The organism is Escherichia sp. MOD1-EC5950 (assembly GCF_002965345.1).
Classification (GTDB): Bacteria; Pseudomonadota; Gammaproteobacteria; order Enterobacterales; family Enterobacteriaceae; genus Escherichia; species Escherichia marmotae.
Map to the genome: position 1 here is coordinate 1 of NZ_PTSR01000086.1, position 1,488 is coordinate 1,488.

Genomic DNA, 1,488 nt, shown 5'->3' on the forward strand with positions numbered 1-1,488 from the left:
CGATGGTGGAAGATATCAACTACACCATGGTAACTGATGTGCAGATCGCAGAGCGCACTTCCGCGCAGGTGACGACTGACAATGTGGCTGCGCTGAAGCAGGGAACGTCGGGTTATAAAGTGCAGACCAGCAGTGAAACAGGTAACCAGCATAAATATCAGACGCGTATTGTGTCCAGTGCCAACAAAGTTAACCTGAAATTTGAAGAAGCCAAACCGGTTCTTGAAGATCAGTTAGCAAAATCTATTGCCAATATCCTGTAATTTTCCTAATTCCCGCTGAATCCGCCAGCGGGAATGCCTTTACTGACATTTCACAAAATCTTATTCAACAGCGAAAAAATAATTTCTCTTTTCGCAGTGTCTGACCTGTTCACATAATGGAGTTTCTATGGCTACTCCGGTAGAAGATAAACTTGTTGCACCGCCAGAATATATTCATGAAGCACCAATACCAACCACGCACATACAATATATCAATAAACCCGCATATAACCTTGTCGATTTCATTAATGATAATATTGGTATAATGACCGTTTTATGTTTTTTTATTCTGGTAATGATAATTGCCTGGTTCTTTTTTCGGAGAAATAAAGAAAATCACGCTGTTGAGTGTTATGACTATTCTGCGTGTCTTTCAACGCGAAAAGAGTACCATCTCCTTACTCTCGTTGTTGTGGCTCCGGATACGTTACCATTGTTACAGCTTTGTCAGCAGATCGGGGATATCATTCGTCAGCATGGGCAACAGCTGGTCTGGATGCCGGGAATAAGCCGTATTGACGGGATTCAGGAGGATAATGTGACCTGGGCATTGCATTCTGCCTGCCTGGATGAAAAATCCGGCGAAATACTTTCAGGAAGAATCAACCCGGAAGGCGGATATTTTTTTCGACCAAAAGAATCTGGCGGCCCGGAAACACATCAGCGCCTGTGTCTGCAAATTCAGTATAAAAGCGGAAAAGATATTCAGTTTGTCATTGGATTAATTGAAAGAGCATTGCACATGATGAACTGCGGCTATCGTGCCGGAGGGCATATTTTCCGGGGAGAGGGATATACGTGGAATATGAATGGAGACTGATAATAAATGGAGTATGTTGTTTTTCTGGCAGTAATACTGCTTATCCTGATCCTTCCCGGAAGAACGAAGAAATATACAGGGAATCAGAAATACATTGACCGGCTTTTAAAAAAACATCGTTGTTATCAGTCAAAGCATTTTATGACTGCGCGCGAACGTGAATTTTTTCGTGAACTCTGCCGCGCGCTGGCGGGATACCCTTTGCTGGTGATGGCGCAGGTTCGTCTGGTTGATGTGGTTCAGGTTTGCCCCGGGTTCTCTGAGGCAGAGAACAGAAGGTTATTCCGGCAGATTTCGCAATGGCACTGTGATTATGTGGTTGTGGATCAGCAGGATTTCACTGTCAGGGCCATTATCGAACTGGATGATCGCTCTCATCTGCGCCCGGAACGTCAGCGCCGGGAT

Annotated in this window: 3 protein-coding genes; all 3 read left to right on the forward strand. The window is 44.6% G+C overall.

Features of this window, described 5'->3' with window-relative positions:
* On the forward strand, positions 1–263 hold a 263-nt coding region (gene traT, locus BEA93_RS24270), incomplete at its 5' end, for a complement resistance protein TraT (protein ID WP_236942907.1).
* A 127-nt stretch (positions 264–390) separates the two neighbouring features.
* Positions 391–1,083, forward strand: a complete 693-nt coding sequence (locus BEA93_RS24275; RefSeq protein ID WP_021555347.1) for a hypothetical protein — start codon at positions 391–393, stop codon at positions 1,081–1,083.
* 141 nt (positions 1,084–1,224) lie between these two features.
* The coding region (locus BEA93_RS24280; RefSeq protein WP_236942096.1) for a DUF2726 domain-containing protein at positions 1,225–1,488 on the forward strand (264 nt) is incomplete at its 3' end.